The organism is Luteipulveratus halotolerans (assembly GCF_001247745.1).
Classification (GTDB): Bacteria; Actinomycetota; Actinomycetes; order Actinomycetales; family Dermatophilaceae; genus Luteipulveratus; species Luteipulveratus halotolerans.
Genome location: NZ_LAIR01000002.1, coordinates 1,956,523 through 1,982,220, shown reverse-complemented (window position 1 = coordinate 1,982,220; position 25,698 = coordinate 1,956,523). Strand labels below are relative to the sequence as shown.

Here is a 25,698-nt window from a genome sequence, read left to right as displayed (position 1 = left end):
CATCGAGCACCGTGGAGGGTGCCTCTGCGGCGCCACGAGGCCGCGTCACGGTTGCAAACCGTCGCGCTTCCTAGTGGACTACGCACCAACCACAGCCCTTTGGAAGGTAGGTAGTGCTGGTGAACCAGACCGCAGGCCCGACGGTGGCCGCGAAGCTGGGCTTCGCGGACGGCCTCGTCGTCCAGGAGCTCGGATGGGACGACGACGTCGACGAGACGCTCCGTGACCAGGTCGAGGAGGTCGTCGGGTCGAGCCTTGAGGACGAGGAGTACGACGGTGTCGTCGACGCCGTGCTGCTCTGGTTCCGAGAGGGAGACGGCGATCTGATCGACGACTGCGTCGACGCGCTGACCAACCTGGGCGACAAGGGTTTCGTCGTCCTGCTGGTCCCGAAGGCCGGGCATCCCGAGCACGTCGACGCGAGCGACATCCAGGAAGCCGCACAGACTGCCGGCCTGAAGGCCAGCTCGTCCTCCAAGGCCGGCGCCGACTGGATCGCCACCAAGCTCGTCCAGGGTGGCACTGCCAAGCAGCGATGACCGAGATCGGTTCTGCCGCACCGGATCTCACCCTTCCCGACCAGTACGGCCGGCCGACCTCGCTCGCCGAGCTGCGACACGGGCGTGCCGTCCTCGTGGTGTTCTTCCCGTTCGCGTTCTCGCGCATCTGCACCGGCGAGCTCGCGGCGATCCAGCGCGACCTCGAACGCTTCGACAACGACCGGGTGACGACGGTCGGGGTCTCGTGCGACCCCGTCTACTCCCTGAAGGCGTGGGCGCAGGCCGAGGGCCTGGAGATGCCGCTCCTGTCCGACTTCTGGGCGCACGGTGAGGTCGCACGCTCGTACGGCGTCCTCGACGAGCGCGCGGGCATGCCCGTGAGAGGGACGTTCCTGATCGACGAGCACGGCGTCGTGCGCTGGACCCTGGTCAACCCGCCGGGCGAGGCACGCGACTTCACCGGGTTCCACCGGGCGCTGGACGCGCTCCCTGCCGGAGCCGACTAGTCTGTGCGTCGCCGCGCACGATCCGTGCGCGGATGGGGCCTGTAGCTCAGCTGGTAGAGCACCGCGTTTACACCGCGGGTGTCGTCGGTTCGAACCCGGCCGGGCCCACTTCTGCATCATCACGCCGTGACCTCGAACGGCCGGAGGAGCTGACCGTGACCGACTCCGAAGCCCCCAGCCTCGCCGATCTGATCGCCGTCCTGGACGGTCTCTACCCGCCCGGCACGGCCCAGTCGTGGGACCAGGTCGGGCTGGTGTCGGGTGACCCCGATCAGCCCGTGCAGCGCATCCACCTGGCCGTCGACCCGACGCTGGCGGTCATCGAGGAGGCGCGCGACGCCGGTGCCGACCTGCTCATCACGCACCATCCGTTGCTGCTGCGCGGGGTGCACTCGGTCGCGACGACGTCCGCCAAGGGCGCGAGCGTCACCGCGCTCGTGGTCGCCGACCTCGCGCTCTACGTCGCCCACACCAACGCCGACGTCGCGCGCCCGGGCGTCAACGACGCTCTGGCGCAGGCGGCGGGCCTGGAGGAGACCGTCCCGCTCGCCGAGCGCGACGGTCAGTCGCTCGGCCTCGTGGGCGACCTGCCGGAGCCGATGTCGCTCGAGGCGTTCGCGCGGATGCTGGCCGAGGCCCTGCCCCCCGCACCCGTCGGCGTACGGGTCAGCGGTCGGGCGGACGGCGACGTGCGGCGCGTCGCCGTGCTCGGTGGCGCCGGTGACGACGCGTTCGACGACGTACGCGCCAGCGGGGCCGACGTCTACGTCACCGCCGACCTGCGTCACCACCCGGCGCTGGAGGCGCGCGAGGAGGCTCGTGGCGGCCCTCCGTACCTCATCGATGCCGGCCACTGGGCCACCGAGTCGCTGTGGCTGCAGGGTGCGGCCGACCGGATCCGTGCCGCGCTCGGTGCGCGGGCAGATAGCGTTGACCTTCACGTGTCCACGCTGCGCACCGATCCCTGGGACTTCCTGGTCCCGTCCGGCGACCCGGCACAACGACTTGGAGGCCCCCGCTGAAAGCCGACCTGAACCGCCAGTGGCGGTTGCTCGACCTGCAAAAGCTCGACACCCGGCTGTCGCAGCTCGACCACAAGCTGCGCACCCTGCCGGTGCTGCAGGAGCTGAGCGCCGCGCAGACCCGGTCCACCCGTGCCGACGAGGACCTGGTCCTCGCCCGCACTGCGGTCGACGACGTCGAGCGCGAGATCACCAAGGCCGACCAGGACGTCCAGCTGGTGCGCGACCGCGCCGCGCGCAACAGCTCGCGGCTGGAGGCCGGCCAGGGCAGCGCCAAGGAGCTGCAGGCGATGCAGCACGAGCAGCAGACGCTCGCCCGTCGTCAGGCCGAGCTCGAGGACGTCGAGCTCGCGGTGATGGAGCGGGCCGAGACCCTGCGCGCGGACCTCGTCGAGAAGGAGCGTCGGCGCACCGAGCTCGACGAGCAGCTCTCGCGCCTGGAGGACGAGCACGACCGCGCGTCGCGCGAGATCGACAAGGAGCGTGAGCAGGTCGAGGCGCAGCGCGCCCAGATCGCACCGGGCATCGGTGACGACCTGCTCGCGCTCTACGACAAGATCCGCGAGCAGCAGGGCGGGCTCGCGGCGGCCCCGCTGGTGCAGCGCCGTTGTGGCGGGTGCCAGCTGGAGCTCAACGCCGGTGACCTCGCGCGCATCCGCTCCGCGGCGGAGGACGAGGTCGTGCGCTGTGAGGAGTGCCGTCGGATCCTGGTCCGTACGGCCGAGTCCGGCCTGTGACGGGCGAGTCCCGTCGCCTGATCGTCGAGGCCGACGGCGGCTCACGCGGCAACCCCGGCGTCGCCGGCTACGGCGCGCTGGTGCGTGACCGGCGTACGGACGAGGTCCTCGCCGAGCGTGCCGCACCGCTGGGCAAGGAGAGCAACAACGTCGCCGAGTACTCCGGGCTGGTCGCCGGGCTGCTCGCCGCCGAGGCCATCGACGCCGGTGCGCAGGTCGAGGTCCGGATGGACTCCAAGCTGGTCATCGAGCAGATGGCCGGTCGCTGGAAGATCAAGCACCCCGACATGAAGCGCCTCGCGCTCCAGGCCCAGGACGTCGTACGCCGCCTGGTCGAGTCCGGGGGAGACGTCACCTGGACCTGGATCCCGCGCGAGGCCAACAAGGCGGCCGACAAGCTGTCCAACGACGGCATGGACGGGCGCACCATCGAACGCGACCCGTGGCGTGAGACCTCCGGCGACGGCGGTGCTGAGGTCGCGCAGGAGCAGATGCTCTCGACCGACGAGGAGCCGGCCGCACCACCCGACACCGGCAACCCCACGCGCATCCTGCTCGTGCGGCACGGCGTCACCGACTTCACGGTCGAGGGTCGCCTCGACGGTCGCGGGGGTGCCGACCCGTCGCTCAACGCCCGCGGTCGTGACCAGGCGCAGCGCGTGGCGCAGGCACTCGCCGCTCGGCTCGCCGACACCGGGGCGGTGACGGTGGTGACCTCCTCGCTGGCTCGCGCACAGCAGACCGGCGCCCCGATCGCCGAGGCCCTCGGCATGCGCGCGGTGGTCGACCGAGACTGGGACGAGCAGTCGTTCGGTGCGTGGGACGGGCGCACGTTCGCCGATCTCGCCGCCGATCACCGTGACGAGCTCGGTCGCCTGCGCGTCGATGAGTCCTTCGCGGTCGAGGGCGGGGAGAGCCACACCGAGATGGCCGCTCGGGTCGAGCAGGCCATGCAACGGGCGGTGCGGGCAGCGGGGCCGGGCGGCACCGTCGTCGTCGTGACCCACCGGATGCCCGTGATGGCGGTCCTGGCATCGGTGCTCGGGCTGACCCGTGAGCGCGCCTGGCAGCTCGCCGCCGCACCTGCGTCGGTCACCGGCATCGAGCTGTGGCGTGACGGCAACGTGCAGATCGCGTTCGTCAACGACACCCACCACCTGCGCGACTGAGCTCGTCCGAGGACCGGGACTCACGTCCCGGTCCGTGGACGGCTGTGCCACGCTGACGCGTATGACTTACGCGGGTGACGTGTCTCCTGAAGAGGCGTTCGAGGCGTTGCGGACCGATCCGTCCGCGCGCCTCGTCGATGTCCGTACGCAGGCGGAGTGGGCCTACGTCGGCGTGCCCGACCTGACGTCCGCCGACCAGCAGGTCGTGTGCGTCGAGTGGCAGCGCTTCCCTGACGGCTCTCGCAACGAGACGTTCGTCGACGAGGTGCGCGCCGCCGGCATCGGCGACGGGCCGACGTACTTCCTGTGCCGTTCGGGCGTGCGCTCGGTGGCCGCGGCCGAGGCGGTCACCGCTGCGGGGTTCACCCAGGCGTACAACGTCCTCGACGGCTTCGAGGGCGGGCTCGACGACGACGGTCACCGCAGCGTGGCCGGCTGGAAGGTGGCAGGGCTGCCGTGGCGGCAGGGATGAGCGGCGCCGACGGGCTGCGGCCCGACACGCTCGCCGTCCGCGGTGGTCTCGCCCGCAGCGGATTCGAGGAGACCTCCGAGGCGCTCTACCTGACCTCGGGCTTCGTCTACGACAGCGCTGAGGACGCCGAGGCGGCGTTCACCGGTGAGGTCGACCGGTTCGTCTACAGCCGCTACGGCAACCCGACGGTCGCGGTCCTGGAGGAGCGGCTGCGGCTGCTCGAGGGGGCCGAGGCGTGCTACGCCACCGCGTCCGGGATGTCCGCGGTCTTCACCGCGCTCGCGGCTCTGCTCGGAAAGGGCGACCGGGTCGTCGCGTCGCGGGGGCTGTTCGGCTCCTGCTTCGTGATCCTCGACGAGATCCTGCCGCGCTGGGGCGTCGAGACCGTGTTCGTCGACGGTGCCGACCTCGAGCAGTGGCGTGCCGCGCTCGCCGAGCCGACCACGGCTGTGTTCTTCGAGACGCCGAGCAACCCGATGCAGGAGCTCGTCGACATGGACGCCGTGTGCGAGCTCGCCCATGCCGCCGGCGCCCAGGTCGTCGTCGACAACGTGTTCGGGACACCGGTGTTCTCTCGGCCGCTGGAGCACGGCGCCGACATCGTGGTCTACAGCGCGACCAAGCACATCGACGGTCAGGGACGCGTGCTCGGCGGCGCGATCCTCGGCCCCAAGGACTACATCGAAGGTCCGGTCCAGAACCTCATCCGGCACACCGGGCCGTCGATGTCGGCGTTCAACGCCTGGGTCCTGGTCAAGGGCCTGGAGACGATGCGGCTGCGGGTCGAGCACCAGGCGAGCTCGGCGTTGCGGCTGGCGCAGGCGCTCGCCGACCACCCGCGGGTGGCGAAGGTCTGGTACCCGTTCCTGGAGTCCCACCCGCAGTACGAGCTCGCCCGCAAGCAGATGTCAGGCGGCGGCACGGTCGTGACGTTCGAGCTGGCGGGCGGCAAGCAGGAGGCGTTCACCGTCATGAACGCCCTCGGTGTCATCGACATCTCCAACAACCTGGGCGACGCGAAGTCGATGATCACCCACCCGGCGACGACGACGCATCGCCGGATGGGCGAGGAGGCGCGCCGCGCGGTCGGCATCACCGACGGCGTCCTGCGTGTCTCGGTCGGGCTCGAGGACGCCGAGGACCTCGCGCTCGATCTGCTCGCCGCTCTCGACCAGCTGGGCTGACTCAGAGGACGGTGAGCGCGGTGGTCGCGGCGGCCACCACGACCACCGCGCACACCGCGCTCCGTGCGGCCAGCGGCGCCAGGGCGATCGTGAGGCCCGAGCGCCGGCACCGCTCACGCCACAGCAGGGTCGCGAGCGATCCCCATACGGTGATCAGCGGGCCGAGGTTGGTGCCGATCAGCAGAGCCACCAGCCGCTGCGGGTCCTGGTCGGTGAGGCGTTCGAGGGCGAGGTAGGCGGGCAGGTTGTTGGTCACGTTGGCCGTCGCAGCACCGACGGCGCTCACCTGCCACAGCGCACCCGCATCGGTGCCGCTGCCGACGAGCCCCGCGAGGTGCCGGTGCAGTCCGTGCTGGGCGGCGACCTCGACCAGCACCAGCAGGGCCGTGACCGCGAGGACCATTCCCCAGGGCACGGCCACCTCCCGCACCCGGTGCCGCTGACGGACGGCAAGGCCGGTCAGCAGGACGGCCGCGGCGATCGTGGCCGGCACCGCTGGCGTCGGGAGCAGGACGAACGCCGGTCCCAGAGCCACGCACACACAGGCGGCGGCGATCAGCAAGGGTCGGTCGTGGGGATCCGCAGGCGGCTCGATTGCGTACGAACCGCGCAGGTCCCGCCAGTGCAGGACAGCGATGACCGCGAGCGTTGCGAGAACGGCTGCCAGCGCGGGCTTCCGGGTGAGCGCCACGTAGTCGGACAGGTCGAGGCCGAGCTCTGAGAAGCGGTGCAGCGCAAGCAGATTGGTGAGGTTGGAGACCGGCAGCAGCAACGAAGCCGTGTTGGCGAGCCACAGGGTGGTGAGCGCGAACGGCAGGGGTCGTACGCCGACCTGGCGGGCCACGGCGATCACGACGGGGGTGAGCAGCACCGCGGTCGTGTCGAGGCTCAGCACCACCGTGCACACGGTCGACAGTGCGGCGATGAGCAGCCACAGCTGCCACGTGCGATGGTGACCAGCGCGCGCCGCCCAGTGGCCGGCGACGTCGAAAACGCCTGCGATGTCGGCGATCTCAGCGACGACGGTGATCATCACCAGGAAGACCATGACCGGCAGCACGTGCTCGGCCAGATCGGTGAGGTCGGCGAGGCTCACGGGTTCATGGCGCGATCACGTCGAGCACCCAGGGGCGGCCCTCGCGCTCAGGGGGAGTCAGCTGTGTCGAGAACGCCTGTGCCGCAACCTTTTCCAGCGCCTGCGGTGTGCGAGCGTCGACGCCGGCGACGCACAGGTGGCGGGTGAGCAGGCCACGCGTGTGCTTGGCCATGTGGGTCGCACCCGGCACACGGACCTGCACCCACCTGCGGGCGACGTCGCCACGGGGTGTCCACGCGGCGACGTACGTGCTCGAACGGCAGTCGACGACGACACCTCGCCCGGCTGCTGCGGTCAGCACCGGGTCGAGCTCGTCGCGCCACGTGGCGGCGACCGGACCGACACCGTCGAGGTTGACGCTCATCGACAGCCTGTACGGCGCGACCTTGTCCTTGGGCCTCAGCGCGCCGTAGAGCGCAGAGACGACGACCACCCAACGACGCGCGCGGCGCAGTGCCGCCGTGTCGAGCGACCCGAGGTCGAGCGCGTCGTAGAGGACCCCGGTGTAGAGGTCCTGCGCCGGGAGGGCGGGCGCGGTTTCGAGGCGGGTGTTGCGCGCGATGTCGTCGGCCAGGTTGGGGCTGACCCCGAGGGCGGCCGCCGCGTCGTCGCGGTGACTGACCTCGGCCAGCGCCTTGGCGACCATCACCCGAGTGCTCGTCAGCTCGGGGAAGGACAGGCCCTCCAGGTCGAGCGGCTTGCCCCGGCGACGCTCGTGCTTGGTCTCGGACGGCGGCAGCAGGATGAGCACCCGCTGAGGGTACGGCGGCCGGGTGGGGTCCACCGAACCCGCCCGGCCCCCGGCGGCGCCCGGTCAGCAGATCGGCAGCGCGTCGGCCTGCTCGGGGCCGTAACGGTGTCCTGCACCGGTGGGCACCGCGAGAGATCCGAGGTAGTCGACACCGGTCTGCACGAGGCTCACGACCGGCAGCCACGGGCGGCCGTCGTCAGGGGAGCGGAACAGCGTGCTCGGCGCCGCGTGCACGACGGGGTCGTCGTCGTTGGCGACGGACGCCTCACGGGGCAGCCCCGCGCGCTCGCCGCCCGGCGTACCGACCCAGAGCACCGAGCAGACCCGGCGTGCTGCGTCCTGGCCTCCCGGTCCGGTGAAGATGTCCTGACCCGCGGTGGCCCCGAGGCTCTCGCCGTAGACGTGCAGCTGCGGGCGCCGGTCGGCCGGGACGGTGTCGACACGTCGGGCGACCGCGTCGAACAAGGCCCTGGCACCTCGCGCGGCGCCGTCCTGGTCGGTGAGGTAGGCCCACCAGCTCGGCGTGTCGGCGTACTGCATGCCGACCATGGCGACGTCTCGGCCGAACCGGTTCTCCAGTCCCGTGACGGCGTTGGGGTCGACCCAGCCGGACCCGGTCGGGATCATGATGACGACACGGTCGCGCTGCAGCCCACCGCCGCGGACGAGCTGGTCGGCCGCGCGCTCGGCCCGCGCCCGCACGCCCTCCCCGTCGACCATGTCGGCGTACGACCGGACGGCACCGACCGGAGAGGCTGCCGACGACAACAGCTGGCCGTCGGCGTCACCGGTCGACGCACCGTGCACCGGAGACGCCGGCATCAGCACCGAGGCCGCGAGCCCGACGGCGACGAGCGGCTTGCCGAGCAGGCGACGGCGCCGCCACACCCCGCGTACGCCGCGGAGCAGCAGGACGAGTGCGCTCGCGGTGGCGACGGTGCCCGCCCAGTCGGCCGCGTCGAGCGGCGCCATACCGATGTCGGTGCGCATCGTGTCCTGCGTGCGATCGGCCCACAGCACCGTGCCGATGAGGCCGGCGCCGCACGCGAGCAGAACCGCGTGATGGGCACGCCCCGACAGCCGCCTCGTGCGGTGGAGGCGCCGGACCAGTCCGACGGCCAGCAGCACGAAGAGCGCGGTCACCACGCCTTGCACGATCGGGGAGTGAGGCAGGTACGACGGGAACAGCGACAGCGCGATCGCGACCACTGCTGCGACGGCGCTCGAGGCGCGGGGGAGTCGGGGGTCGGCGGTGCGGCGCTCGGCCATGGCGCCGGACGTCGTCAGGGCGGCGCTCATGACTGCACCGCCGTGACGTTCGCGGGAGCACCGGACCACTCCCGGCGGACCCTGCGAGCGGTCGTACGCAGTCCGATCCCGGCCAGTCCGAAGCCCGCGCCGAGAGTGATCACGGCGGCGCCTCCCGCTGCGATCGACAACGCGCTCTCATGGCCGGGTGTCGACCCGTGCTGGCGCCAGGAGTTGATGCGCACCGAGGTGACCGCAGCCTGGGCGAGTCCGTCGCAGACGCCCCGCGACACGGCGTTGGACCGCTCCTCGCACGTCGCGCGCATCGACCGCTCGAACTGGTCGTCGATCGAGCGACGCGCACTGGCCGGGAGCGTGCGGTCGGTCTTGTGCGCATGGCGCAGCAGGTCGTAGCCCAGGTCGTGCTGCTTGCACGCGTCGTCGAACGCGCGGGGCAATGGCACCGGCCCTGAGCAGCTGCCCATGGGCTTGAGGAGCATGCCGTCCTCGATCTGCGGCCGATACCCCTCGACGCGCTCGAACGACGCCGGGATCGCCTGCAGCGCATGGGAACCGGGCTGGTCGACCAGGGCAGTGACGGCCTTCTCCGACCCGGCGTCGACCGGTCCGGGAGCAGGCTCGTCGAGACTGCTGAGCGCGGCCCAGGCGGCACCGCTGAGCAGCAGCATCGTGGTGAGTCGTCGTGCGGTGGTCGTCGTCATGGCGGCGAACGTAGGAACGTCCGGTCCACACCGGCGTCGCCACGAGGAGCCATCTGTGCGTACGCGTCCGGCGCAGCAGTCGCCTGCGACGTAGTACTCGGGAGTGACACCGGTCGGCTCCGGCGTACGACGCGTGGCGCGCCTCCCGTCCGTAGCCTGAACGGCATGCCCAGACTTCCGCGTCCACGTCCGGTGGCGGCCACTCGCGCCGTCGCGCGCGGCTCGTGGTCCGCCACCAAGGGGATGGGTCGCGGTCTACGTCTGCTGACCCGCCTCAGCCAGCTGCACCCCGACCTTCCCGCAGCACTGCTCGCGGCGATCATGCTCTCCATCGCCTGGCCGACGACGGGCGAGTCGCACGACGTCCCGGCCTCGTTGTGGCCCGTGCTCGGTGTCATGCAGGTGCTGCCGATCGTGATGCTGCGCAGGTGGCCGTTCTACGCATGGGCGGCGAGCGCGGCCGGTGCCGTGGTCTGGTGGGTGCTGTTCGACCCGCTGCCCGTCGCCCCGATGCCGTGGCCGGTGACGCACTTCTTGATCCTGCTGCTGACGATCCTGGTCGCAGCGATGCTCGCCGCCCCGGTCGAGGTGGGCCTGGTGACGCTCGGCAGCGTCGTGCTGTTCCTGGTCGCGATGCCGGACGAGCTCAAGCCATGGGCCATCGGCGCGGTGCTGACGGTCGCGTTCGGGCTGCTGATCCGGTGGCTGGTGCTGTCCCGTCGCCAGCTGGCCGAGCAGTCCGAGGCCACCGAGGTCGAGCGTGCGCGGCGCGCCGTGGTCGAGGAGCGCAGCCGCATCGCCCGCGAGCTGCACGACGGCGTCGCGCACCACATGTCGATGGTCGTGGTGCAGGCGCAGAGTGCGCCGTACCGGCTCGACGACGTCTCACCGCAGGCGCGCGAGGAGTTCGCCGGCATCGAGTCGGCCGCGCGGCAGGCCCTCAACGAGGTACGCGGTGTGCTGGGTGTGCTGCGCCAGGAGAACAACGCGGGTGAGACCGCTCCGCAGCCGGGGATCGCCCAGATGCCGGCGTTGCTCGAGGGGACGCGCGCTGCCGGGGTCGACGTGTCGTGGCGGCTCGACATCCGTCCGGAGGAGTGCCCGACGGGTACGGCGCTCGTCCTGCACCGCATCCTGCAGGAGTCGCTCGCCAACGCGAGCCGGCACGCACCGGGTGCGCCGGTCGAGGTCACGCTGGCGCGCAGCGGATCTCACGCCGAGCTCGCCGTCCGCAACGGTCCGCCGACCCGTGCCGAGGACGTCATCACCGCCGATCGCGGTGGGGGCAACGGCATCTCGGGCATGCGAGCCCGGGCGGAGGCCGTCGGTGGCACGTTCTACGCGGCACCGTCCCAGGACGGCGGGTTCGTCGTGCACGCGAGTGTGCCCCTGGAGGGCCGACCGCAGCTCACGGGCCTAGGTTGAGTCCATGACGATCACGGTGGTCATCGTGGACGACCAGGCAATGGTGCGACAGGGGATCGGTGCGCTGCTCGGGTCTCAGCCCGACATCAGCGTCATCGGCGAGGCGCCCGACGGAGCGCAGGCGGTGCGGGAGGTCGCGCGGCTGACGCCCGACGTCGTCCTGATGGACGTGCGCATGCCCGAGGTCAACGGCCTCGAGGCGACGGCGACGATCATGTCCTCGCCGAGCCCGACGCGCCCGAAGGTCCTGATGCTGACGACGTTCGACATCGACGAGTACGTCTACGAGGCGCTGCGCATCGGGGCGAGTGGATTCATGCTCAAGGACGCCCCGGCCGACGAGCTCGCGCGCGCCGTGCGGGTGGTGTCCCAGGGCGACTCGCTGCTCGCACCGAGCATCACCAAGCGCCTCATCGCCGAGGCCACCCAACGGCGCAGCGCCGTGCCCAAGCACTCACGACTGCTCGACGGGCTCACCACGCGCGAGCGTGAGGTGCTCGAGCTGGTCGCGGCCGGCCTGTCCAACGCCGAGATCGCGGCCCGGCTCTTCGTGGCTGAGCAGACGGTCAAGACCCACGTGTCGCGGGTGCTCGCCAAGCTGAGCCTGCGCGACCGGGCGCAGGCCGTGGTCTTCGCGTACGAGCACGGCGTCGTCGTACCCGGCTCATGAGCACACGCGGTTCCGCGCTTGCCCACCGCGGCGGGCCGAGGTGCATAAGGTGAGGCCCATGCCGAAGCGACAGATCGTTGCCCCTCAGGCCGACCCCGACGCCGGTGCCGACGCCGGCCCGCTGGAGCAGGCGTTCCAGGCGGTCCGCACCGAGCTCGAGCTGCCGACGTCCTACCCGGATGACGCCGCAGCCGAGGCTCAGCAGGCCGCCGAGTCGGCGCAGCTGCCTGAGCGCGACGAGACCGCGGTCCCGTTCTTCACGGTCGACCCGCCGGAGTCCAAGGACCTCGACCAGGCCATCCACCTGGAGCGGGCCGGCGACGGGTTCCGCCTGCGCTACGCCATCGCCGACGTCCCCTCGTTCGTCCGGCCGGGCGGTGCTCTGGACGCCGAGACCCGCAAGCGCGGCCAGACGCTCTACCTGCCCGACGTGCGCATCCCGCTGCACCCGGAGGTGCTCAGCGAGGGCGCTGCGAGCCTGCTCCCGGGCGAGGTCCGACCGGCGTTCGTCTGGGACATCACGCTCGACGCCCGCGGTGAGACCCAGTCGGCCGAGGTCTACCGCGCGCAGGTGCGCAGCCAGGACCGGTTCGACTACGACCAGGTCCAGCAGGCGATCGACGGAGGCACCGCCGACGAGCGCGTCGCGCTGCTGAAGGAGGTCGGCGAGCGGCGCATCGCGCTCGAGCGCGAGCGCGGCGGCGCGAGCCTGCCGATGCCCGAGCAGGAGATCTCCCGCGAGGGCGACACCTACACGCTGTCCTTCCGTCCGGTCCTTGCGAGCGAGGACTGGAACGCTCAGATCTCGTTGCTGACCGGCATGGTCGCGGCCGAGATGATGCTGCACGCGCAGATCGGCATCCTGCGCACCATGCCGGCGGCCGACCAGGAGGCTCTGCAGCGGTTCCACCGTCAGGCCGCCGCGCTCGGTGTGCCGTGGCCGGCCGAGCAGCCCTACGGCGAGTTCCTGCGCACGCTCGACCGCTCCGACCCCAAGCACCTGGCGCTGATCCACGCGGCGACGTCGTTGTTCAGGGGCGCCGGCTACACACCGTTCGACGGTGATGTGCCCGACCAGCCCGAGCAGGCGGCGGTCGCGGCGCCGTACGCCCACGTGACCGCGCCGCTGCGGCGTCTGGTCGACCGGTTCGGTCTCACGATCTGTGAGGCACTCAGCCGGGGCGAGCAGGTGCCCGACTGGGTGCGGCAGGCGCTGCCGACGTTGCCCGACATCATGAGGTCGACCGACGAGCTGGCAGGCAAGGTCGAGCGTGCGTGTGCCGACGCAGCGGAGGCTGCCGTGCTGGCCAGCCACATCGGTGAGTCGCTGGCAGCGTCCGCGGTCGAGAAGCGCGACAAGGGCGTGCTCGTCCAGCTCAAGGACTTCGCGGTCGTCGGCTCCTGCGACGGCGCGGCCGAGCTCGGCGCTGACGTCCAGGTCAAGGTCGTCAGCGCCGACATCTCGACGCGCAAGGTCGTGCTCGAGATCGTCTGAGGCTCAGGCCTGCTCGCGCTCCGCGATCCACGCGCGGAGCAGCTCGGTGAACCTCTCGGGCTGCTCCAGTGAGGGCAGGTGCGCGACGTCCGGCCAGTCGTGCCGGGTGACGTCGCGCAGTCCCGACTCGACGTGCTCGGCGGCATCGATCGACGTGTCCATGTCGTGCCCGCCGACGACGAGCAGCGTCGGGGCCGTGATCGCTTCCAGCCGTTCGAGCGCGGGCGGGTCGACCTCGTCGGCGTCGATGTCACCGAGCTGCTGACCCAGCTCGAACGTGCGGCGCTGCATCGTGCGTACGGCATCGGCGACGCCCGGGGTGACGTCGTCCGCGGTCCGTCCGGTGCCGATCACCCAGGCGTCGACGTTGGCCTCGACGGCGCGGTCGAGGTCGCCGGCGTCGAGTGCGCGCTCCTCCTCGGCGAAGAACGCCGACAGTGTGTCGGTGAGTGATGCGAGCAGGCTGCCGCCCGGGGGAGCGAGCACGAGCGAGGCGACCAGGTCGCCGTGCAGCAGCGCCGTCTCGACCGCCACGCCGGCGCCGTACGACGAGCCGACCAGGTGGACGCCCTCGAGTTCGAGCTCCTTGAGCGTGGCGGCGACGTCCTGGTCGTGCCGGAACGGCCGGGTCGGCGCGGTGGCGCTCTCTCCGAAGCCGCGCAGGTCGAGGCGGGTCAGGTCGTACTCGCCACGCAGGGCGTCGATCTGCGGGTCCCACACGCGGCGGTCAGCGATGCCGGCGTGGATGAAGACCACGCGAGGTGAGCTGGGGTCACGAGCGGGCTCGTGGTCGTACGCGATGCCGGTGGCAGTCAGGGGCACTCGGTCTCCTTGAGTTCGGTCGGTGCTGGACGAAGTCCACCAGGGCCCGCCCTCGGCGGCAACATGATTGCCGGTTCTGCCCGGACGCGCGGGCACCGGCCGTTGCGGTCGAGGGGAGGGTTGGACGACGACCGTGCACTGGTTCGCCACACGAACCAGTGCACAGTCACCGGCCGGACTGGGTATCCAGCAGGCGTCGGTCTCGATCTGGAAGCGCGTGCCGTTGATTCCGAGTCAGCCCGTCCAGACGCCGTCATCCCAGGCGCGGCTGAGCACGGCGTCGTACGCCGACAGCTCGAGTCCGCGCTCGGCGAGCCAGCTGTCGTCGTCGTAGGTCTGCTTGTACCGTTCGGCGTGGTCGCACAGCAGCGCCACGATGCTGCCCGCCTCGCCGGCTGCCCGCATCTCGCACGCGAGCTTGAGGGCGCCGTAGAGGTTGGTGCCGGTCGAGGCGCCCGCCCGCAGGCCGGTGCGCTCGCGCAGGAACCGCATCGCAGCGATCGACGCCGCATCAGGGACGCCGAGCATCCTGTCGACGACGAGCGGGTTGAAGCTCGGCTCGACACGCGGCCGGCCGATGCCCTCGATCCGGGATCCGGTGCCCGAATCTCCCTCTCCCGCATAGCTGTTGAGGAACGCCGACCCCTCAGGATCGACCACGGCGAGGCGGGACGACAAGCCGCGGTAACGCGTATAGCGGCCGATCGTCGCCGACGTGCCTCCGGTGCCGGCACCGACGACGATCCAGTTCGGGACGGGGTGTCGTTCGAGCGCCATCTGCTCGAACACCGACTCGGTGATGTTGTTGTTGCCGCGCCAGTCGGTCGCACGCTCGGCATAGGTGAACTGGTCCATGTAGTGGCCGTCGCAGTCTGCGGCGAGCGAGCGGGCGACGTCGTACACCGAGGCCGGGTCGTCGACGAGGTGACAGATGCCGCCCTCGCGCTCGATGAGCGCGACCTTGTCGGGGCTCGTGGAGCGCGCCATGACCGCGACGAACCGCAGCCCGATCATGCGGGCGAAGAACGCCTCGGAGATCGCGGTCGAACCCGAGGAGGCCTCGATCACCGTGGTGCGTGGGCCGATCCAGCCGTTGCAGATCGCGTAGAGGAACAGCGACCGGGCGAGGCGGTGCTTGAGGCTGCCGGTCGGGTGGGTGGACTCGTCCTTGAGGTAGAGGTCGACGTCCCACCGTCGGGCAGCGGGACCTGGATCAGGTGGGTGTCGGCGCTGCGGTTGGCGTCGGCGAGCAGCCGGCGTACGGCATGGTCGATCCAGGCTCGGTCCGGGCAGCTGCTCGAGGCGATATCGCGTACTGGCTCCACGGCACTAGCATGTCCTAGTGGATGAGTCGGCCAGACGGCCGCGTCGTCAGGTTCGCCTGACGCCGAGGAACGTCCGGGCTCCACAGGGCAAGGTGATGGTTAACGGCCATCCGGGGCGACCCGCGGGACAGTGCCACAGAGAACAGACCGCCGACCGGTGCGAGCCGGTCGGTAAGGGTGAAACGGTGGTGTAAGAGACCACCAGCGCTCCAGGTGACTGGAGCGGCTCGGTAAACCCCACCTGGAGCAAGGTCGGACAGCATGCGTCCGAGGGCGGCCCGCCCGAGCATGCGGGTAGACCGCTGGAGGCGGCTGGCAACAGTCGTCGTAGATGGATGGTCGTCGCCGCCGCGCTGGCAACGGTGCGGCGGAACAGAACCCGGCGTATCGGCCGACTCATCCCACTTTCTTGGCCGAGGTGATCAGCTCCTCGACGAGGTCGACGGCCACCGTCGCCGAGCGGCGGCCGTCGGCGTACAGGCCCTCGTGGATCAGCCAGATGCGGTCGGCGAGGGTCTTCGGGTCGGCCACGCCGAGCTCGCCGACGAGGTGGTCGATGCGGCGACGCCACCGTCGTACGCAGGTACGGGCGCGGCGGGCGGCCGTGTCGTCCGCCGGTGGCGTCTCGCGCAGGTAGTTGCGGATCGCGCAGCCGCGGAACGAACGGTGCGACGCGTCGGCTGCGATCTGGCGCGTCAGCGTGATCAGGGCCTGCGCCGGGTCGTCGACGCCGTCGAGCGCCGCGCTGGCGGCCTCGTCGCGCGCGATTGCGAACTCGTCGAGGTAGGCGGTCACCAGGTCGCTCTTGCTGGGGAAGTGACGGTAGAGCGCGTTCTTGCCGCACCCCGCCTCGTCGATGATGCGGGCCATCCCGACGGCCTGCACACCCTCGCGGTAGAACAGCCGGGTCGACGTCCGCAGGATGCGGTCGCGTGTCGTCGGATCTGCCTGGCGTGGCATAGGACTCACCTCTCATCGGCTCTCGTCCTACTCTAACGGACCACTCGGTCCGAAACGTTGCACGGCACAGGCTCGCGATGCATCATGAGGTGTAACGGACCGAGCGGTCCGTATCGATCCAGGAGGAGCACCGCCATGCGCGACGCAGTCATCGTCGATGCCGTTCGGACACCATTGGGCAAGGGCAAGCCAGGGGGTGCGTACAGCGAGGTGCACCCGGTCGAGCTGCACGCGCACGTGCTGCGATCGCTCGCGGAGCGCACCGGTCTCGACCCGGCCGAGATCGACGACGTGATCGGTGGCACGGTCGCGCAGGTGGGGGAGCAGAGCACCAACACCACCCGGATGGCCGTGCTCGCCGCGGGCTTCCCCGAGTCGGTACCCGCGACCACGGTCGACCGGCAGTGCGGGTCGAGCCAGCAGGCGCTCAGCTTTGCCGCGCAGGGAGTGATCGCAGGGGCGTACGACATCGCGATCGCCTCCGGCGTCGAGTCGATGAGCCGGGTCCCGATCGGCAGCGCTGCCCTCGTCGACGGGGTGCCCCGCGACTTCGCCGGTCCGTCGGTGGCGGCGCGCTACCCGGGTGGACTGATTCCTCAGGGGGTGAGTGCCGAGCTCATCGCGCGCCAGTGGGGACTCACCCGCGAGCAGCTCGACGAGTTCGCGCTCACCAGTCATCAGCGCGCGGCGCAGGCGTGGAAGAACAGGTGGTTCGACGCAGAGGTGGCCCCGCTCAAGGTCACCGCCTCCGACGGGACGGTGCGCCAGCTCGACACGGACGAGACGATCCGTCCGACCACGTCGATGGAGGGGCTCGCAGGGCTGCGTACACCGTTCGCCGACCAGCACTGGACCGACCGGTTCGGTGACATCGACTGGAAGGTGACGGCCGGCAGCTCGAGCCCTGTCAACGACGGCTCGGCGGCTGTGCTCGTCACCAGCAGCGAGGTGGCGGCTGCTCACGGCTGGACGCCCCGCGCGCGCATCCACACCGCGACGGTCGCGGCCGACGACCCGATCATGATGCTGACCGGCATCATCCCGGCGACGGCCAAGGTGCTGAAGCGCGCGGGCCTGACCATCGCCGACATCGACGCCTTCGAGGTCAACGAGGCCTTCTCGCCCGTCGTGCTCGCCTGGGAGGCCGAGACCGGCGCCGACCACGCCAAGGTCAACGTGCACGGCGGCGCGATCGCGATCGGCCACCCGCTCGGGGCCAGCGGAGCCCGCCTCGCGACCACGCTGCTCGGCGTCCTCGAGCGCACGGGCGGCCGCTACGGACTGCAGACCATGTGCGAGGCCGGCGGCACCGCGAACGCCGCGATCATCGAGCGGCTCTGATCGGGTCGGCGTGTTCGCTGACCGCGGACGCGATGACCGCGCACGCGCCCGCTCATCGGCCTACCCTCGAACCATGAGCCCGCGACGTCACCTCGCTCCGGTCCGCACGCTGCGCCCGGCGCAGGAGGGCGCCCAGCGTCGTACGCCGCCGGCCCCGCTGCTGCGCGAGGTCTACGGCGGGCTGCTGCGCAAGGCCCGTCACGACCAGGGCCGCACCCTCGCGGACGTCGCCGACGAGGCGGGCGTGTCGATGCCCTATCTGTCCGAGGTCGAGCGGGGGCTCAAGGAGCCGTCGTCCGAGGTGCTCGAGGCGTTGTGCGGCGCGCTCGGCGCCGGGGTCGCCGACCTCGTGGGCGCCGCCCACCGTGAGCTCACGTCCGCGGTCGAGCCGGTCACGCCGCTGCGCAGCACGGCCGTGACCCCCGCCGGCACCGGGCATGAGGCCGTGCTGCTCGCGGCCTGAGCCACTCGTCGTACGACCGTCCTTCGCCGATTCGTCGCCCGCCGGACGCCCACGCGCGGCCCGGCCACCGACACAGTGGGCGCATGTCAGCGATCTCTCGCCGCAACGTCCTCGTGGCCGGCGCCCTCGGCCTGGCCGCGCCGCTCGCCCTGTCCGCCCGAGCCGATGCAGGGACGACGACCCGTCGCCCGTCCGGGCCGCAGCCGTTGCGCCGGGCGCACGCGCACAACGACTACGAGCACACCCGCCCGTTGCTCGACGCGCTCTCGCACGGGTTCACCTCGGTCGAGGCCGACGTGTGGCTCGTCGACGGCGAGCTCTACCTCGGCCATGACGGCCCGGACCTCACGCGCACGCTGCGCAGCCACTACCTCGACCCGTTGCAGCGCATCGTGCGTCAGCAGGGTCACTCGGTCTTCCCGGGCTGGAAGGACGCGCTGCGCCTCCTGGTCGACGTGAAGTCCGACGGTCCGGCGGCGTACCCGGTGCTGCAGGCCCAGCTCGCGGCGTACCCCGAGCTGATGACGTCCTGGCTGCACGGCCGACGTCGGCAGCGACCGGTCACCGCCGTGCTGTCCGGCAACCTCGCCAACATCACCGCCTCCGACGACGAGCGACGCTGGTTCGGCTTCGACGGTCGCATCGACAGGCTGCCCGAGGGTGCGACCGCCGAGCAGCTGCCGCTCGTGAGCGACAACTGGTTCAACCACTTCACCTGGGTGGGCATCGGGCCGATGCCGCAGACGCAGCGGGACAAGCTCCACGAGCAGGTGGCGACACTGCACGCGGACGGCTACGAGGTGCGTTACTGGGCGACGCCCGACCTGCCTGGGCCGGCTCGCGAGGCGATCTGGACCGAGCTGCTCGCCGCCGACGTCGACGTGCTCAACACCGACGACCTGGCCGCGCTGCAGGCGTTCCTGCTGGAGCACGACACGGCTCGATGAGGTCTGACAGGCTGCCGGCATGAGTCGCCGGCAGCCGTGGACCGCCTCGTGGTCACACAACGACGAGGACCGCGACCGGCCCCTGCTCGACGCGCTCGAGCACGGCTGCGCGTGGATCGAGCCCGATGTGTGGGTCGTCGACGACCGGGTGCTCATCGGGCACGACCGACCTGATGAGTCGCAGTCGTTCGAGGCGGTCTACCTCGACCCGTTGCGGCAGCGGCGCGACGAGCTGCCCGACCTCTACCTCGTGCTCGACGTGAAGTCCGAGCCCGAGGCGTCACTGCCGGTGATCCAGTCGCTGCTCGCGGCGTACGACGACGTGCTCACCCACGCGAGCGGGGGCACCGTCGTACGCCGTCCGGTCACGGTCGTGCTGTCGGGCACACTCGCCAATCGCGTTGCGATGCAAGCGGACTCGGTGCTGCTGACGTACGACGGCCGGCTCGGCAACGTGCCCGAGCGCGCCGTCGCGGACTGGATGCCGCTGGTGAGCGCCTCATGGCGTGACCACTTCTGGTGGAGAGGGTTCGGGCCGATCCTGCGACGCGACCGCGCCCGTCTGGCCGAGCTCGTGTCCGAGACGCACGAGGCGGGACTACGGCTGAGGTTCTGGAGCCTGCCCGAGTGGACCCCGTGGCACCGCACGCGCCTGTGGCGCACACTGCTCGACGCCGGGGTGGACGTCATCACGACCGACCATCCCGCCGCGCTCGCGCAGGTGCTGCGCGAGCGCGACGCGGGTCACCAGGACGTCTCGCGCGGGCGACCCTCGTCGTAGCCGCTGGCGCTCTGCACGCCCACCGTGGCGCGCTCGCGGAACTCGGGGATCGAGCGGGCACCGGCGTAGGTGAAGCTGGAGCGCACGCCGGCGATGATCATGTCGATGAGGTCCTCGACGCCGGGTCGCTGGGGGTCGAGGTACATCTTGGAGGAGGAGATGCCCTCCTCGAACAGCGCCGAGCGCGCGCGGTCGTAGGCGCTGCGGCCCGCCGTGCGGTTGCGGACAGCGCGCGCCGACGCCATGCCGAACGACTCCTTGTAGAGCCGGCCGTCGTGGTCGCGGTTGAGGTCGCCCGGGCTCTCCCAGGTGCCGGCGAACCACGAGCCGATCATGACGCTTCCGGCGCCGGCAGCGAGGGCGAGCGCGACGTCGCGGGGGTACTTCACGCCACCATCAGCCCAGATCTCGGCGCCGAGATCCTGTGCGGCAGAAGCACATTCGAGCACTGCGGAGAACTGCGGCCGACCCACGCCGGTCATCATGCGGGTCGTGCACATCGCGCCCGGGCCGACGCCGACCTTGATGATGTCGGCGCCGGCCTCGGCGAGCTCGCGCGCACCGTCGGCGGTGACGACGTTGCCGGCGACGACGGGGATGCGTGCACCGCCGGCGCTCGCGTGGGCGTCACGGGCCTGGGTGACGAGCTTGAGGGCGTCGAACATCTTGTCCTGGTGGCCGTGTGCGGTGTCGACGACGAGCACGTCGGCGCCCGACGACAGCATCGTCTCGGCCTTGGCCTGCACGTCGCCGTTGATGCCGATCGCGACGCCGAGACGCAGACGGCCGTCGGCGTCGACCGCGGGGGAGTAGATCGCCGAGCGCAGGATCCCGGTGCGCGTGATGACGCCGGCGAGGCGTCCACCGTCGACCACCGGCGCGAGGTCGAGATGCTGGTGGGTCATCCGGTCGAACGTCTCGCCGAGGTCGGCTCCCGCGTCGACGGTCAGCAGGTCGGTGGACATGACGTCGCCCACGGTCGCGAAGCGGTCGACCTCGAGGCAGTGCTTCTCGGTGACGATGCCGAGCGGCTGCTCCTGGTCGTCGACGACGACGGCCTGACGGTGGGCGCGCTTGCCGATGAGAGCGAGCACCTGCGACACGGGCGCGTCGGGCGACACCGTCACCGGGGTCTCGAAGACCGTGTGCCGCTGCTTGAGGTAGGAGATCGTCTCCTGGACCGCGTGCACCGGGATGTCCTGCGGCAGGACGGCGAGCCCTCCGCGTCGGGCGACCGTCTCGGCCATACGACGGCCGGAGATCGCGGTCATGTTGGCGACCACGAGCGGGATCGTCGTACCCGCACCGTCGGGCGTCGTGAGGTCGACGTCGAGGCGGCTGGTCACCGCCGAGCGCGAGGGCACCATGAACACGTCGCTGTAGGTGAGGTCGTACGCCGGCTGCTGGACTCCCAAGAACTTCACCATCACATCGTAGGAGAGCCGGACCTGTGCCGACGTCGCGTCCGGTCGTAACGTGGCCAGCATGATCGTCACGCATCTCGGCCACTCCTGCCTGCTCGTCGAGTCAGGCGGCGCGCGGATCCTCATCGACCCCGGCACGTTCTCGGACACGACGGGTGTCGAGGGGGTCGACGCCGTCTGCGTCACCCACCAGCACGCCGATCACATCGACGTCGAGGGGTTCGCCGCACTGGCCGAGCGCAACCCCGACGCGTCGGTGTACGCCGAGCCCGTCACGGCGCAGCAGCTGCGCGAGCGCGGCCACGACGCCCGCGACACCGTGGCGGGTGAGCCGGTCGAGGTCGGGCGCGCGGTCGTGACGCCCGTCGGGGCGCAGCACGCCGTCATCCACGAGTACCTCGAGCGCATCGACAACCTGGGTCTGGTCGTGCGCGCCCCGGGGGAGCCCACGCTGTTCCACCCCGGCGACGCGCTCGACGCCGAGCCGGGCGAGGTCGACCATCTCGCCGTGCCGGTCAACGCACCCTGGTGCGCGGTCAAGGAGACGATCGCGTTCGTCCGTCGGATCGCGCCGACGCAGGGAGTCATCCCGATCCATGACGCGCTGCTGAAGCCACCGGCACGCGCGATGTACCTCAAGCACATCGGTGACTTCGGGCTCGACGGCGGCGTGCAGGTCACCGACCTGGCGAAAGCGGGCCCACAGCAGCTCTGAGGGTCAGCCTGCCGGCTCGCTCGGGGCCCGGCGGCGGCGTACGACGTAGGCCGCGATCGCGGCGGCGACCACGGTCGCCACCGCGATCCGGACCCCGAGCGGCGCGTCCCACAGGCGCAGCACCGCACCCAGCGCTAGGGTTCCGACGGTCGCCGTCAGCACCGACCATGCGATGCATCCCGGGATCATGGCGAGCAGGTAGCGCGGCCAGGGCAGACGCATGACGCCTGCGGTCAGCTGGGTGGCGAACGTCAGGCCCGCCATCAGGAACGACACCGGCACGATGGCCAGGCCGACGCGGTTGAACCCGGCCTGAGCGCGCTGCATGCCAGGGCGCTGCGTGACGGCCGTGACACGCGCGCCGAGGCGACCCGAGGTCGCGGCGCGGCCCACGGCGTAGATCGTGTTGGCGCGCACGAAGATCCAGCAGAACAGCAGTGCGACGAGCAGCCCGAACGGCTGGTCGTCGATCCACTCCAGCAGGTCTCGCACGTGCGCTCCTCTCGGGCGAGGGTGGTCCCCGGGGAGGATCGCACACGCCTGAGACGTGCTTGCATAACAGGTAAGGCTCACCTATGGTTCCCGCGTGCCGATGGTGACCGCGAAGAAGAAGTGCTGCAAGGACAAGCCGCGCTGCAAGAAGTGTCCCGTCGTGCTCAACCGCCTCGCCAAGGCCGGGTACGCCGAACGCCTCAGCCGTCGTGAGTACCGCCTCGCGGGCAAGGTGCCGGGCAAGGTCAAGGCCGCCGCGCGCGCCCGCTGACCGGTGCCACGTGCAGCGACCGGGGCTGGATAGCCTTGAGCCATGAGCCTTTCCGTCTCCTCGTGCCATGACCGCAACGACTGGGACGACCTCGTCAACGCCGCCGGCGGCCACCCCCTTCAGCTGTGGGGCTGGGGCGAGCTGAAGTCACGCTACGAGTGGTCCGCCGACCGCCTCGTCGTCCGCGACGGCGACCAGGTCGTGGGCTCGGCGCAGGTGCTCCTGCGCCGCCTCCCGGCACCGTTCCGCTCGCTCGCCTACATCCCGCGCGGGCCGCAGGCGCAGCCCGAGCACCGGGGCGCTGTCCTGACGGCGCTCGCCGACCACGTCAAGCGCACGCACAAGCCGGTGGGGCTCACCATCGAGCCCGACTGGGAGGAGCCGTTCTCACCGCTGCCCAAGGGCGAGGTCGACGCGGCGATCGCTGCCGGTCGCGCTGCACCCCAGCCGCAGTGGCTGCGTGATGTCGAGGCCGCCGGCTTCACCCGCAGCGACAACACCGGGCTCATCCCGACGACGCTGATCGTCGACGTCACCCACGACGAGGACACGATCCTCAAGGAGCTCAGCTCCTCGACCCGCCAGAACGTCCGCAAGTCCTTCCGCGCCGACAACGTCCGCTTCGGCGAGGTCACCGACGAGGCGGACCTGCGCACGATCCTGGAGATCAACAAGGAGACCGGCCGTCGCGCCGACTTCGCCGTCCACGACGACGACTACCACCTCGGCATCCGCGACCTCATGGGTCCGCAGTCGCAGCTGCTCGCCGCCTGGGAGGGGGACGAGCCGGTCGCCTTCGTCTGGCTCGTCGTGTCCGGCACGACCGCGTTCGAGCTGTACGGCGGGGTCAGCCCACGCGGTATGAAGCTGCGCCTCAACTACGGCCTGAAGTTCCACGCGATGAAGCACGTCAAGGCCCAGGGCGTGCAGCGCTACGACTTCAACGGACTGCTCAACGACGGCATCTCCGACTTCAAGCGCCAGTTCGCCAAGCACGAGGACCTGCTCGTCGGCACCTGGGACAAGCCGTTGTCGCCGCTCTACCCGGCGTTCGCCAAGGCGCTCCCCGTGGTGCGCTCAGGTCTCAAGCGCGGGGTGCCCGCGGTCAAGAAGGCCCTGCGCGACCCCCGCGGTGCGGCGGGTGAGGTCCGCGCCAAGGTGAGCGACCGGCGTACGACCACCGCCGGCTGAGCACGGACCTCGCCCGAGTCAGCCCTGGACGTCGTCGTGCGCCCGGCGCGCGGCGCCGATGATGCCTGCGGCGTTCTTGAGCTGAGCCGGCACGATCTTGGTGCGTAGGTCGAGCAGCGGCAGGAACTCCTCGGCGTCCTTGGAGACGCCGCCGCCGACCACGATCAGGTCCGGCCACAGCAGCGACTCCAGGTGGCTGTAGTAGCGCTGCAGCCGCTCGGCCCACTCGGCGTAGGACAGGCCTTCCTTGTCCTTGATGCTGGAGGCGGCTCGGGTCTCGGCGTCGTGACCGTCGAGCTCGAGGTGGCCGAGCTCGGAGTTGGGCACGAGCCTGCCGTTGTTGAGGATGGCCGAGCCGATGCCGGTGCCCAGCGTCGTGAGGACGACGAGGCCTTTCGCGCCGGCGGCAGCGCCGTAGTAGAGCTCGCCGAGGCCGGCCGCGTCGGCGTCGTTGAGCAGCGTGATGTCGCGGCCGAGGCGCTTCTCGAGCAGCTTCTCGGCCTTGCTGTCGATCCAGGACTTGTCGATGTTGGCAGCAGTACGCACGACGCCGTGCTGGACCACGGCCGGCACGGTCACACCGATCGGCTCGTCACCGATCTGGTCCTCGAAGTGGTCGACGATCTCGGCGATCACGTCGGCAACCGCCTCGGGCGTCGACTTCTCAGGGGTGTCGATGCGCTTGCGCTTGGCGGCGAACTCACCCTTCTTGAGGTCGACGGGCGCGCCCTTGATGCCGGACCCGCCGACATCGATCCCGAGCGGGTGCTGCTTGGACTTCGACATCGATGGAGCTCCTTCGCAGGGGGATCGGTCAGACGGCCGTGAGGATCTCAGGTCCGGTCGGCGTGATGAGGATGGTGTTCTCGAACTGAGCCGAGCGGCTGCCGTCGGCCGTCACCACCGTCCAGCCGTCGTCCCACATCTGCCAGTCGGAGCCGCCCAGGTTGAGCATCGGCTCGACGGTGAACGTCATCCCGGGCTCGATGATGTCGTCGTACGACGGGGCCGCGTCGTAGTGGGGGATGACCAGACCCGAGTGGAACGTCGTCCCGATGCCGTGCCCGGTGTAGTCGCGGACGACGCCGTAGCCGAAGCGCTTGGCGTACTTCTCGATGACGCGGCCGATGATGTTGACCTGACGCCCGGGCATGGCCGCCTTGATGCCGCGCATCATCGCCTCGTGGGTGCGCTCGGACAGCAGCCGGGACTCCTCGTCGACCTCGCCGACCAGGAACGTCGCGCAGTTGTCGCCGTGCACGCCGTCCTTGAACACCGTGATGTCGACCTTGACCAGGTCACCGTCCTGCAGCGGCCGGTCGTCGGGGATGCCGTGGCAGATGACCTCGTTGACGCTGGTGCACAGCGACTTCGGGAACCCGCGGTAGCCGAGCGTCGAGGGGTAGGCGCCGTGGTCGAGCGCGAACTCGTGACCGATGCGGTCGAGCTCGTCGGTGGTCACCCCTGGGGCAGCGGCGGCGCCGGCGGCCTGCAGCGCCTGGGCGGCGATGCGACCGGCGACCCGCATCTTCTCGATGGTCTCGGCGTCCTTGACCTCGGGACCGTCGTAGGGCCGGGGAGCCGGCCGGTCGACGTACTCCGGGCGGGTGATCGAGGACGGGACCAGACGGCGGGGACCCACCGTGCCGGGCTGGATGCTGACACTCGTCGTCGGCATAGGGTGGAGTGTAAGCGGGCCGGTCGGCCAGTCCTTGGCCCCGGCCCGGTCCTGACCCGCGACGCACGGAGGTGGCCCGATGGCCTTCTGGTACAACGTCTCGACCGGCCAGGTCGAGGAGGACGGCTCGACCGACCCCAAGGGTGATCTGATGGGCCCTTACGGCACGCACGAGGAGGCGCAGAATGCGCTCGCCACGGCCCGTGAGAAGACCGAGAAGTGGGACGCCGAGGACCGCGCCTACGAAGAGGGCGAGGACTGAGGCTCCGCCCACCGCCGGCGTCGGCCCCC

At 71.0% G+C, this 25,698-nt stretch carries 28 protein-coding genes, 1 tRNA gene, 1 other RNA gene and 1 pseudogene; 20 read left to right on the top strand and 11 right to left on the bottom strand.

From position 1 onward, the window contains the following. Positions 1-119: 119 nt before the first annotated feature. The 8 genes from VV01_RS10015 (at position 120) to VV01_RS09980 (ending at position 5,590) form a co-directional block, all read left to right on the top strand. Positions 120-539, top strand: coding sequence for a DUF3052 domain-containing protein (locus tag VV01_RS10015; RefSeq protein WP_050671851.1), 420 nt, complete (start codon positions 120-122; stop codon positions 537-539). Beyond that, the gene (locus tag VV01_RS10010; protein WP_050669754.1) at positions 536-1,006 is read left to right on the top strand and encodes a peroxiredoxin; all 471 of its coding nucleotides are present in this window, start codon (positions 536-538) and stop codon (positions 1,004-1,006) included. Before VV01_RS10015 ends, VV01_RS10010 begins: the two co-directional genes overlap by 4 nt. A 35-nt stretch (positions 1,007-1,041) precedes the next feature. Continuing rightward, positions 1,042-1,114, top strand: a tRNA-Val gene (locus VV01_RS10005). Between the two features lie 47 nt (positions 1,115-1,161). Beyond that, complete coding sequence (locus VV01_RS10000) at positions 1,162-2,028, top strand: Nif3-like dinuclear metal center hexameric protein (protein ID WP_071606346.1); 867 nt, start codon at positions 1,162-1,164, stop codon at positions 2,026-2,028. Between the two features lie 26 nt (positions 2,029-2,054). Further along, positions 2,055-2,765, top strand: coding sequence for a zinc ribbon domain-containing protein (locus VV01_RS09995; protein ID WP_231635202.1), 711 nt, complete (start codon positions 2,055-2,057; stop codon positions 2,763-2,765). Then, positions 2,762-3,934, top strand: a complete 1,173-nt coding sequence (locus tag VV01_RS09990) for a bifunctional RNase H/acid phosphatase (RefSeq protein ID WP_071606345.1) — start codon at positions 2,762-2,764, stop codon at positions 3,932-3,934. Before VV01_RS09995 ends, VV01_RS09990 begins: the two co-directional genes overlap by 4 nt. A gap of 61 nt (positions 3,935-3,995) precedes the next feature. Beyond that, positions 3,996-4,406, top strand: coding sequence for a rhodanese-like domain-containing protein (locus tag VV01_RS09985; protein WP_050671848.1), 411 nt, complete (start codon positions 3,996-3,998; stop codon positions 4,404-4,406). Beyond that, positions 4,403-5,590: an O-succinylhomoserine sulfhydrylase gene (locus VV01_RS09980; protein ID WP_050669752.1), complete on the top strand. Its 1,188-nt coding sequence runs from the start codon at positions 4,403-4,405 to the stop codon at positions 5,588-5,590. Before VV01_RS09985 ends, VV01_RS09980 begins: the two co-directional genes overlap by 4 nt. A gap of 1 nt (position 5,591) precedes the next feature. Here the strand turns inward: VV01_RS09980 and VV01_RS09975 are convergent, their stop codons facing one another. The 4 genes from VV01_RS09975 to VV01_RS09960 form a co-directional block, all read right to left on the bottom strand. Then, positions 5,592-6,686: an SLC13 family permease gene (locus VV01_RS09975; protein WP_082220921.1), complete on the bottom strand. Its 1,095-nt coding sequence runs from the start codon at positions 6,684-6,686 to the stop codon at positions 5,592-5,594. Positions 6,687-6,690: 4 nt separating this feature from the next. After that, entirely contained in the window at positions 6,691-7,437 is a 747-nt protein-coding gene (locus VV01_RS09970) for a YaaA family protein (protein WP_050669751.1), read from the bottom strand. Positions 7,438-7,500: 63 nt separating this feature from the next. Next, complete coding sequence (locus VV01_RS09965) at positions 7,501-8,736, bottom strand: alpha/beta-hydrolase family protein (RefSeq protein ID WP_050669750.1); 1,236 nt, start codon at positions 8,734-8,736, stop codon at positions 7,501-7,503. Beyond that, positions 8,733-9,407, bottom strand: coding sequence for a phospholipase A2 (locus VV01_RS09960; protein WP_050669749.1), 675 nt, complete (start codon positions 9,405-9,407; stop codon positions 8,733-8,735). The genes VV01_RS09965 and VV01_RS09960 overlap by 4 nt, the downstream gene beginning before the upstream one ends. Positions 9,408-9,572: 165 nt before the next feature. On the opposite strand from VV01_RS09960, the gene VV01_RS09955 reads away from it, so the two are divergent. Genes VV01_RS09955 through VV01_RS09945 form a run of 3 tightly spaced genes read left to right on the top strand, consistent with a single transcriptional unit; the run spans position 9,573 to position 12,997 of the window. Then, positions 9,573-10,832 (top strand): sensor histidine kinase, encoded by a 1,260-nt coding sequence (locus VV01_RS09955; RefSeq protein ID WP_157508793.1) that lies wholly within the window; start codon positions 9,573-9,575, stop codon positions 10,830-10,832. 4 nt (positions 10,833-10,836) lie between these two features. Further along, positions 10,837-11,502 (top strand): response regulator, encoded by a 666-nt coding sequence (locus tag VV01_RS09950; RefSeq protein WP_050669748.1) that lies wholly within the window; start codon positions 10,837-10,839, stop codon positions 11,500-11,502. A 58-nt stretch (positions 11,503-11,560) separates the two neighbouring features. Then, positions 11,561-12,997 (top strand): RNB domain-containing ribonuclease, encoded by a 1,437-nt coding sequence (locus tag VV01_RS09945; protein WP_050669747.1) that lies wholly within the window; start codon positions 11,561-11,563, stop codon positions 12,995-12,997. A 3-nt stretch (positions 12,998-13,000) separates the two neighbouring features. Here VV01_RS09945 and VV01_RS09940 read toward each other — a convergent pair whose 3' ends face one another. Then, positions 13,001-13,819 carry an alpha/beta fold hydrolase gene (locus tag VV01_RS09940; protein WP_050669746.1) on the bottom strand — a complete coding sequence of 273 codons (819 nt, stop codon included), beginning with the start codon at positions 13,817-13,819 and terminating at the stop codon, positions 13,001-13,003. Between the two features lie 234 nt (positions 13,820-14,053). Beyond that, positions 14,054-15,126: pseudogene (locus VV01_RS09935) on the bottom strand (PLP-dependent cysteine synthase family protein). Between the two features lie 40 nt (positions 15,127-15,166). Between VV01_RS09935 and rnpB the strand changes: the two are divergent. After that, an RNA gene (gene rnpB / locus VV01_RS21225) (RNase P RNA component class A) lies at positions 15,167-15,547 on the top strand. Here the strand turns inward: rnpB and VV01_RS09930 are convergent. Continuing rightward, on the bottom strand, positions 15,541-16,104 hold the full coding sequence (locus VV01_RS09930; protein WP_050669745.1) for a TetR/AcrR family transcriptional regulator: 564 nt from the start codon (positions 16,102-16,104) through the stop codon (positions 15,541-15,543). The two genes, rnpB and VV01_RS09930, sit on opposite strands and share 7 nt — an antisense overlap. A 135-nt stretch (positions 16,105-16,239) precedes the next feature. Here VV01_RS09930 and VV01_RS09925 point away from each other — a divergent pair, with 135 nt between their 5' ends. From VV01_RS09925 to VV01_RS09910, 4 genes are all read left to right on the top strand, one after another. Continuing rightward, positions 16,240-17,445 carry a thiolase family protein gene (locus VV01_RS09925; protein WP_050669744.1) on the top strand — a complete coding sequence of 402 codons (1,206 nt, stop codon included), beginning with the start codon at positions 16,240-16,242 and terminating at the stop codon, positions 17,443-17,445. Between the two features lie 73 nt (positions 17,446-17,518). Continuing rightward, positions 17,519-17,908: a helix-turn-helix domain-containing protein gene (locus tag VV01_RS24610; protein WP_082221218.1), complete on the top strand. Its 390-nt coding sequence runs from the start codon at positions 17,519-17,521 to the stop codon at positions 17,906-17,908. Positions 17,909-17,991: 83 nt separating this feature from the next. Then, positions 17,992-18,855: a PI-PLC domain-containing protein gene (locus tag VV01_RS09915; protein ID WP_050669743.1), complete on the top strand. Its 864-nt coding sequence runs from the start codon at positions 17,992-17,994 to the stop codon at positions 18,853-18,855. Between the two features lie 19 nt (positions 18,856-18,874). Next, on the top strand, positions 18,875-19,636 hold the full coding sequence (locus VV01_RS09910) for a PI-PLC domain-containing protein (protein ID WP_050669742.1): 762 nt from the start codon (positions 18,875-18,877) through the stop codon (positions 19,634-19,636). Here VV01_RS09910 and VV01_RS09905 read toward each other — a convergent pair. Continuing rightward, complete coding sequence (locus VV01_RS09905) at positions 19,600-21,063, bottom strand: GuaB1 family IMP dehydrogenase-related protein (RefSeq protein WP_197275172.1); 1,464 nt, start codon at positions 21,061-21,063, stop codon at positions 19,600-19,602. The two genes, VV01_RS09910 and VV01_RS09905, sit on opposite strands and share 37 nt — an antisense overlap. Before the next feature lie 58 nt (positions 21,064-21,121). Here VV01_RS09905 and VV01_RS09900 point away from each other — a divergent pair, with 58 nt between their 5' ends. Beyond that, a complete protein-coding gene (locus VV01_RS09900) occupies positions 21,122-21,775 on the top strand; it encodes an MBL fold metallo-hydrolase (RefSeq protein WP_050669741.1) in 654 nt (217 codons plus the stop codon). Between the two features lie 3 nt (positions 21,776-21,778). Here VV01_RS09900 and VV01_RS09895 read toward each other — a convergent pair whose 3' ends face one another. Then, the gene (locus tag VV01_RS09895) at positions 21,779-22,267 is read right to left on the bottom strand and encodes an SNARE-associated domain-containing protein (protein ID WP_050669740.1); all 489 of its coding nucleotides are present in this window, start codon (positions 22,265-22,267) and stop codon (positions 21,779-21,781) included. A gap of 94 nt (positions 22,268-22,361) precedes the next feature. Between VV01_RS09895 and VV01_RS23305 the strand changes: the two genes are divergently transcribed. Both VV01_RS23305 and VV01_RS09890 read left to right on the top strand, forming a co-directional pair. After that, entirely contained in the window at positions 22,362-22,538 is a 177-nt protein-coding gene (locus VV01_RS23305) for a hypothetical protein (protein WP_157508792.1), read from the top strand. A 42-nt stretch (positions 22,539-22,580) separates the two neighbouring features. Continuing rightward, a complete protein-coding gene (locus VV01_RS09890; RefSeq protein WP_050669739.1) occupies positions 22,581-23,729 on the top strand; it encodes a lipid II:glycine glycyltransferase FemX in 1,149 nt (382 codons plus the stop codon). An 18-nt stretch (positions 23,730-23,747) separates the two neighbouring features. On the opposite strand, the gene ppgK is transcribed toward VV01_RS09890, so the two are convergent. Together ppgK and map are read right to left on the bottom strand one after the other, a co-directional pair. Further along, positions 23,748-24,515, bottom strand: coding sequence for a polyphosphate--glucose phosphotransferase (gene ppgK / locus VV01_RS09885; protein ID WP_050669738.1), 768 nt, complete (start codon positions 24,513-24,515; stop codon positions 23,748-23,750). 28 nt (positions 24,516-24,543) lie between these two features. Continuing rightward, on the bottom strand, positions 24,544-25,407 hold the full coding sequence (gene map, locus VV01_RS09880) for a type I methionyl aminopeptidase (protein ID WP_050669737.1): 864 nt from the start codon (positions 25,405-25,407) through the stop codon (positions 24,544-24,546). A gap of 79 nt (positions 25,408-25,486) precedes the next feature. Between map and VV01_RS09875 the strand changes: the two genes are divergently transcribed. Then, positions 25,487-25,669: a hypothetical protein gene (locus tag VV01_RS09875; RefSeq protein WP_050669736.1), complete on the top strand. Its 183-nt coding sequence runs from the start codon at positions 25,487-25,489 to the stop codon at positions 25,667-25,669. Positions 25,670-25,698 lie beyond the last annotated feature (29 nt).